The sequence below is a fragment of the uncultured Hymenobacter sp. genome, from assembly GCF_964243305.1.
Classification (GTDB): Bacteria; Bacteroidota; Bacteroidia; order Cytophagales; family Hymenobacteraceae; genus Hymenobacter.
The window spans coordinates 7,678-14,344 of sequence record NZ_CAXTEF010000060.1 but is presented as its reverse complement, the minus strand read 5'-3'; the positions used below and the strand labels follow the sequence as shown (position 1 = coordinate 14,344).

8 protein-coding genes and 1 pseudogene are annotated in these 6,667 nt (G+C 58.6%); 4 read left to right on the top strand and 5 right to left on the bottom strand.

The window, feature by feature from the left end; translation table 11 throughout:
- The 4 genes and pseudogenes from ACFE70_RS19455 to ACFE70_RS19440 form a co-directional block, all read left to right on the top strand.
- Positions 1 to 324 (top strand): annotated as a pseudogene (locus tag ACFE70_RS19455) (aconitate hydratase); the annotation flags it as partial.
- A gap of 90 nt (positions 325 to 414) precedes the next feature.
- The gene (locus ACFE70_RS19450) at positions 415 to 1,050 is read left to right on the top strand and encodes a hypothetical protein (protein WP_375419450.1); all 636 of its coding nucleotides are present in this window, start codon (positions 415 to 417) and stop codon (positions 1,048 to 1,050) included.
- Positions 1,051 to 1,207: 157 nt separating this feature from the next.
- The gene (locus tag ACFE70_RS19445) at positions 1,208 to 1,810 is read left to right on the top strand and encodes a Uma2 family endonuclease (protein WP_375419449.1); all 603 of its coding nucleotides are present in this window, start codon (positions 1,208 to 1,210) and stop codon (positions 1,808 to 1,810) included.
- A gap of 41 nt (positions 1,811 to 1,851) precedes the next feature.
- On the top strand, positions 1,852 to 2,553 hold the full coding sequence (locus ACFE70_RS19440; protein WP_375419448.1) for a DUF2459 domain-containing protein: 702 nt from the start codon (positions 1,852 to 1,854) through the stop codon (positions 2,551 to 2,553).
- Positions 2,554 to 2,653: 100 nt separating this feature from the next.
- Here ACFE70_RS19440 and ACFE70_RS19435 read toward each other — a convergent pair whose 3' ends face one another.
- From ACFE70_RS19435 to ACFE70_RS19415, 5 genes are all read right to left on the bottom strand, one after another.
- Positions 2,654 to 3,415 (bottom strand): EcsC family protein, encoded by a 762-nt coding sequence (locus ACFE70_RS19435; RefSeq protein WP_375419447.1) that lies wholly within the window; start codon positions 3,413 to 3,415, stop codon positions 2,654 to 2,656.
- A gap of 161 nt (positions 3,416 to 3,576) precedes the next feature.
- A complete protein-coding gene (locus tag ACFE70_RS19430) occupies positions 3,577 to 3,804 on the bottom strand; it encodes a hypothetical protein (RefSeq protein ID WP_375419446.1) in 228 nt (75 codons plus the stop codon).
- Positions 3,805 to 4,314: 510 nt separating this feature from the next.
- Complete coding sequence (leuB, locus tag ACFE70_RS19425) at positions 4,315 to 5,460, bottom strand: 3-isopropylmalate dehydrogenase (RefSeq protein WP_375419445.1); 1,146 nt, start codon at positions 5,458 to 5,460, stop codon at positions 4,315 to 4,317.
- Positions 5,448 to 6,044, bottom strand: coding sequence for a 3-isopropylmalate dehydratase small subunit (leuD, locus tag ACFE70_RS19420; protein ID WP_375419444.1), 597 nt, complete (start codon positions 6,042 to 6,044; stop codon positions 5,448 to 5,450). The genes leuB and leuD overlap by 13 nt, the downstream gene beginning before the upstream one ends.
- 437 nt (positions 6,045 to 6,481) lie before the next feature.
- Positions 6,482 to 6,667: aconitase family protein (locus ACFE70_RS19415; RefSeq protein ID WP_375419443.1), on the bottom strand; the 186-nt coding region annotated here is incomplete at its 5' end.

Sequence of the window (6,667 nt, the reverse complement as noted above, 5' to 3'; positions counted from 1 at the left end):
GGCGTGCGCGCCGTGCTGGTGAAAAGCTTCGCCCGCATCCACGAAACCAACCTCAAGAAGCAGGGTATGCTGGCCCTGACCTTCGCCAACAAGGCCGACTACGAGCTAGTGGAGGAAGACGACCAAATCGACATCCTCGGCCTGACCAGTTTCGCTCCCGGCCAGCCGCTGCAAGTGCGCCTGCGCCACGCCGACGGCGATACCGACCTGATTCAAGTGAATCACACCTACAACCAAGGCCAAATCGAGTGGTTCAAAGCCGGCTCGGCCCTGAACCTGATTCGGATGCACGAGGCCTCGGGCGCAGTGATGTCGCAGAAGTAGGGGGTAGGGGTTGTATCAGAAACAGCAACGGCCGCCTCAGTTTCTGGGGCGGCCGTTGCTGTTTCTGGAACTTTAGATAAGTTGTTTATCATGGCATTAATTCAAAACAGTATAATGGATAAATTGGTCTGGTCACCCCTCGCGGCGTTTTTGACTTGGCTAGCTAAAAAAGGGTATGATAAATGGCTGGCGAACAAAGGAGATGATAGTGTTCCAGTCGTCAGATTATTTATCAATTCTGATTACAAGTTCTCAGAGATAAGCGACCCTAATTTTGAATCTAAAATTCAAGTTGCAAGGCACTTGTTAAGAAGCGGGGCAAGTGATTTTATCAAACTTAAGGTTGAGCTTAGTTTCAAAACTAGTCATCTCAGTAAGGAGGCTCGCACTCTTATTCATTTGAAAACATCTGGTATTACCGAGGATATCAAAAAGCAGTTTGAAATTGCGTTAGTAAAACCAATTACTATTCAATCAGAGTGTCCTAAAAATATAAGAAGAGTTTTTAACTTTTTACTCACCAGGCATTACGCAAGTTACAATGGTGCTATCAAGCTCGACGTGTACAGAAATCATAGTCCAGAAATTAGCTTCTCAGTTTGGTTATCTGAAGAAGATTTATTAGGAATAGCTAGTGTAAGAGGGACAAGCTTAGATGTTCTCAAACAGGACTTAGACTTAGTGGGATGTTATCAGCGGGTAGCTTTACAACTGAGCAACTTTTAGACCTAGTGATTCCAAAATTTGTTTGGGAAATTTATAGATTAAATAAAGATTACAAGTTCGATTTAAGTACAAGGCATTGGGAGAGCTTGTCATTGTATGATGTAGGCATCGAATAAATCGAGTTTATATTTTTACAACATTGGTACTTAGAGATGCCATGACCTTCGCCGACCTCGACAACATGCTGCTGCTGCAAGGCCCGGCCCTGGCCCGGCTCACGGACGAGGAGTTCTTTGACCTCTGCCAGCACAACCCTACCCTGCGCCTGGAGCGCACGGCCGACCACAACATCATTGCCATGCCGCCCGCCGGTTCCGAGTCCAGCCGCAAGTCCAGTGAAATCGTTTTTCAACTCATGCTCTGGAACCGGCAGCACCAACTGAGCCACGTTTATGAGTCCTCGGCCGGCTTTACCTTGCCCGATGGCTCAGTGCGTTCGCCAGATGCGGCGTGGCTGGGCCGGGCGGCCTTTGATAGCCTCAGCGAGGAGCAGCGGCAGCGGTTTCCGCCGGTCTGTTCGGCGTTCGTGGTCGAGGTTCGCTCGCCTTCCGATGGGCTGGCCAGCCTGCGCCGTAAGATGGAAGTCTACTTGGCTAATGGCGTCGAGCTAGGATTTCTGCTGGACCCGGCAGCGGAAACCGCCTACGTTTACCGCCGCGGGCAGGAGCCCGAAGAATTGGTTGGTTTTGACCGTGCGCTGAGCGCGGAGCCAACCCTGCCTGGGTTTGAGTTGGACTTACATCCTTTGCGCCGCAGGTAGGGGGTAGGGATTCTGAGCGCTCAGCTTCTACTTTCGCCCTTATGAAGCTGCTGCGCAAAACCGTAAAAATCGTTGGCTACACGCTGGGCGGCATCCTGGCCGTCCTGCTCATCTACGCCGCGGCGGCGTACGGCCTGGCCCTGATTCCGGTGGCGGCCGAACCGGTGCCGCCGGGCGGGGAGCGCGTAGTGGTATACCTGTTTACGCCCAACGACGTGCATACCGACCTCGTGCTGCCCGTGCGCACCAGCCAGAAGGACTGGAGCCAGGAAATCAAGTACAGCCACACCACCAGCCGCGACAGCGCCGGCTACGACTACCTGGCCTTCGGCTGGGGCGATAAGGGCTTTTTCTACATCCCCGGCTGGGGCGACCTCACGGTGCCCATTGCCTTGCGCGCCGCGTTTCACCTCGGCACGACGGCTATGCACACGACTTATCACACCGAAGCGGAGCTGATGCCCGGTCCGAGCTGCGTGCGCCTGGAACTGACCCCCGCTCAGTATAAGCGGCTGGTGACTTACGTGCGGGGCAGCTTCCGGCCCGATGCGGCCAGCCGCGTGCAGTACCTGCCCGGCCACACCTACGCCGGCCACGATGCCTTTTACGAGGGGCAATGGGCCTACAGCTTCTGGCACACCTGTAATACCTGGACAAACAACGGGCTCAAAGCCGCCGGCCAGCGCGCCGTACTTTGGACGCCGCTGGCCGGCGGCCTGTTCGCACCTTATAAGGCGAAGTAGGGGTAGGGAATCAACCAGTCGCGCCGCTTGGCGGTCCGGTCCGCCGGCTCCAGGCCGTCCAACTGGTAGTCGATAGCGGCATTAGAAAGTCATCGTTCCATCATCCTGGCGATGACCGGTCAGCCGGCGCGGCTGGTGGGGGCGCCGCCGCGAAATAGCGCAGCCGATAACAGTTCATGGCCGTAACGCCGAGCCGATTTAGGAGCTGGTAGTTGGCAATGGCGCCCACCGGCGCACCGATGATGGGCAGCAGCTGAGCCAGCTTGGCCAAGTCGATATAATCGCGGTATTCCTGCTGGAAGGTGCGCCAGTCGAACTCGTTCACGTCGGGGGGTAGGGAGTGGCGGTAGGTTTCCCAGTTGGCCAGGCGCTGATAGGTTTCGTTGCGGGTGTGCTGGGAGCTGAAGGCCAGCTGAAACACGTGCAGCAGGTAGAGCCGCTCGGCGTAGTCGCGCCCGTCGTGGCCGTAGAGGGCCGCGATGTCGAAGAGCAGCTTGATTTTAATACCCATCAAAAGCGGAAAATCGGCCAGCCCAAGCAGGAACCCGCCCGCGCCGGTCACGGCGCCTTCGGCGGCGGCCGTGTTGCGATAATAGCGGATGCGGGTGCGCACGGCGGTTTCGCGCGCCACCAAAGTTGCGCCGGTCAGGGGCCGGCGCGTGGTGTAGGTCGAGCCGAAGAGCACGCCGCGCACCATCTGCCGAATGGCGGCGGTCAGGGCCTGGTGCACACGCTCGGGCAGCAAGGCGTTAAGTTGGATTTGAACCTGCCGGGTCAGGCGATTGAGCAGCGAGGGACGCCGCTGCATCTGCTGCTGCCAGGCGCGCAGCTCAGCGTGGGCGGGTTGTTCTTCGGCGGTCATTGGGGGCGAAGGGGGTAGGGAAAAGGCCGCCGCTATATCGCAGCTTTGGTGACTGAGTTACAACTGCTGCCACGGGCCGCTGCCAACTTCCTTCAACGCAAACAGCCCCGCGCTGGGGGGCGCGGGGCTGCCGGAAAGAGGGGGGCGAAAGGAAAACCAGCTTAGTTAAGCCACACTTCGGCAATTTGCTCGAAGCGGTGGGCGGCGAAAGCACCATAGGGCTGCTCGGCATAAAAGCCGAGCACGTGCACCTGCGGCTGGCCGGTGCGGACGTGGGGCAGAATACGAACGGGATAGACGCGGCCGGCTTCGGGCCAGTCGCCAATGTAGTTGGCGGGGCGCTGGGTGTCGTTCACGCAGCGGGCAAACTGCTGGACGGGCAGTGGCATGGGAAGCTTGACGTTTGACATGCCCAAAGATACAAAAAAGCCTCGGAAACTAAAAATAAAAGCAGACTTATTTTTGCATTTCCACCCTAAGAATAGGGCTTTATTATCTTCGGAACACGGCGATGAATGGAAGGAGTCAAGAATGATGGCGGGCTAGAAGAAGTTCAGGAATGAATCAAAAAAATGATGTAAACTAAAAAAATTAGCAATCAGTGGTTTCATTTGTTCCGCCCTTGATTTATCATTTTCAGCCAGCCTTTTTCGTATTCAATTTCAACCAGCTGTGCGCTATTTCTCTTTACGAGGTAGCCCTACCAGCCGGATTCTCTCCGTTTGGCTTATACGTGTGCGTGGACTGATGCGACGATTTCCTCAGGGCCAGGTAGTGCCGCGCCAGCCGCCGCCAGTTCTAAAAACAGACTTGCCAAAGGCATTAAAAAAGCTCTCCGAATTTCAGGGAAAGCTTTTTTGATTGAAGTGACGGCTGTCAAAGGCCCTTCAAAGGGACTATTAGATAATAGTACTCTTGCCGTAGGCAATGTTGCGGCGGTGCAGGTGGCAGTCCTGCAAATCCAGCACGCCGTAGGCGATGAAGCTGCCGACCTGCTCGGTGGTGTAGGCGGCGCTGGCGTTGAGTTCGGGGGTTAGCACTTGCTCATTTAAGGCGTTGTCGACGGCGGCGCGCACGGCGCGGGCTTCTTCGGGCAAGTCGAAGTGGTCGAGCATCATGGCGGCCGAGAGGATGGCGGCAATGGGGTTGGCGATGCCTTTGCCTTTGGCCTGGGGGTAGGAGCCGTGGATGGGCTCGAAGAGCGCGGCCCGGTCGCCGACCGACGCCGACGGCAGCAGACCCAGCGAACCGGCAATCACGGACGCCTCATCGGAAAGGATGTCGCCGAACATGTTCTCGGTCAGCAGCACGTCGAATTGCCGCGGGTTGAGGATGAGCTGCATGGCCGCGTTATCCACGAACAGGTATTCTACGGCCACGTCCGGGTAGTCGGGGGCAATTTTCTGCACGACTTCGCGCCAGAGGCGGGACGTTTCCAGCACGTTGGCTTTATCGACCAGGGTCAGCTTCTGGCGGCGGCCCTGGGCGGCGCGGAAAGCGCGGTGGGCAATGCGGGCAATTTCGGCGGGGTGATAGGTGCAGTTATCGTAGGCGGTGCCGTCGGGCCGGCGGCCCTTCTCGCCGAAGTAGACGCCACCGGTCAGCTCCCGGAACATGAGCAGGTCGGTGCCGGCGATGCGGTCGGCGCGCAGGGGCGAGAACTCCAGCAGCTGCTCGTAGGCCGTCACGGGGCGGATGTTGGCGTAGAGGCCCAGGCTTTTGCGCAAGCCCAGCAGGCCCTGTTCGGGGCGCACCTTGGCGGCGGGGTTGTGGTCATACTTGGGGTCGCCGATGGCACCGAGCAGCACGGCATCGGCCGCGTGGCAGGCCTGGAGCGTGGCGTCGGGCAGGGGCGTGCCGGTGGCATCGATGGCGCAGGCGCCCATGAGCTGGTAGTCGAAGCGGAAGCGGTGCCCGAACCGCTCGGCCACGGCCTTGAGCACGCGCACGGCCTCGGCGCACACTTCCGGGCCGATGCCGTCGCCGGGCAGCACGGCGATGCGCTTGCTGACGGCGTTAGGTAAAGCGTTGTCTAAAAGGTCCATGCGCGCTGTTGTTCGTAAGTGGTGATGGCGGCCTGCTGGCTGAGCAGGTAGTCGATGTCGTCGTAGCCGTTAAGCAGGCACTCCTTTTTGTAGGGGTCGAGGTCGAAGGCAATACTTGCTTCCCACACGGGCACGCTGAGCGTCTGGGCCGGTAAATCCACGAGGAACTGCGTGGCCGGCTCGCGCGTGACCTGGGCCAGCAGGCGCTGGAGCACGGCCTCGCTCACTTGCAGCGGCAGCAGGCCGGTATTGAGCGCGTTGCCGCGGAAGATGTCGGCGAAGTAGCTGGATATAATCACCTTAAAGCCCGCGTCGTAGAGCGCCCAGGCGGCGTGCTCGCGGCTGGAGCCGCAGCCGAAATTCTGGCCGGCCAGCAGAATCTGGCCGCCGTAGCGCGGGTCATTGAGCACAAAATCCGGCTTGGGCTGGCCGCTGGCGGCGTAGCGCCAGTCGGCAAACAGGTTGGCGCCGAAGCCCTCCCGCGTCGTCGCTTTCAGGAAGCGCGCCGGGATAATCTGGTCGGTGTCAATGTTTTTCAGCGGCAGCGGCACGGCCGTCGAGCGCAGGAGTTGAAATTGGTCCATGAGGGTTGGGGGCCGGTGGGGGGGTAGGCACGGCGTTAGCGGAGGATTGCGAAGGGGCAGCCGTGACTTGCTGCCCGACTTGGCTGGCATAGCTAATCCAACCGATGGAAGCAGCCTGGCGGTATTTATAATTTGATAAGCACAACATAAAGAGGTAATTAGTAGTGATAGAGATGGTTACATGGTTTGGGTTATACTCAATGGACGGGCGAAAGAGGGCAACAAGGCGGTCATGCAGAGCGCAGCGAAGCATCTCGCGTGCGGCAGTAATCAACTTTATTCAACGATTAGATTGGTGCAGCTTGGTGCAGCACGCGAGATGTCTCGCAAGCTCGACATGACGTTCCTTCTGCTTGATTACTTCCCCTGGCAAGATGCTTCGACTCCGCTCCGCTGCGCGCTGCATGACCGCCTTATTGCCCTGCTGCCCTAATAAGTCAATTCAGATACTGCGTGATGTCAACCAGCCGGCCCTCTACGGCCGTGATGGCGGCCACCAGCGGGCTGGCCAATAAGGTGCGCGCGCCCGGCCCCTGCCGGCCCTCGAAGTTGCGGTTCGAGGTCGAGACGCAGTAGGCGCCGGCCGGAATCTTGTCGTCGTTCATGGCCAGGCAGGCGCTGCA

Bases quoted from the DNA above. Each gene is read 5' to 3' on its own strand.
- leuD (WP_375419444.1), bottom strand. From the start codon at position 6,044: ATGGACCAATTTCAACTCCTGCGCTCGACGGCCGTGCCGCTGCCGCTG.
- ACFE70_RS19440 (WP_375419448.1), top strand. From the start codon at position 1,852: ATGAAGCTGCTGCGCAAAACCGTAAAAATCGTTGGCTACACGCTGGGC.
- ACFE70_RS19430 (WP_375419446.1), bottom strand. From the start codon at position 3,804: ATGCCACTGCCCGTCCAGCAGTTTGCCCGCTGCGTGAACGACACCCAG.
- ACFE70_RS19435 (WP_375419447.1), bottom strand. From the start codon at position 3,415: ATGACCGCCGAAGAACAACCCGCCCACGCTGAGCTGCGCGCCTGGCAG.
- ACFE70_RS19445 (WP_375419449.1), top strand. From the start codon at position 1,208: ATGACCTTCGCCGACCTCGACAACATGCTGCTGCTGCAAGGCCCGGCC.
- ACFE70_RS19450 (WP_375419450.1), top strand. From the start codon at position 415: ATGGCATTAATTCAAAACAGTATAATGGATAAATTGGTCTGGTCACCC.
- leuB (WP_375419445.1), bottom strand. From the start codon at position 5,460: ATGGACCTTTTAGACAACGCTTTACCTAACGCCGTCAGCAAGCGCATC.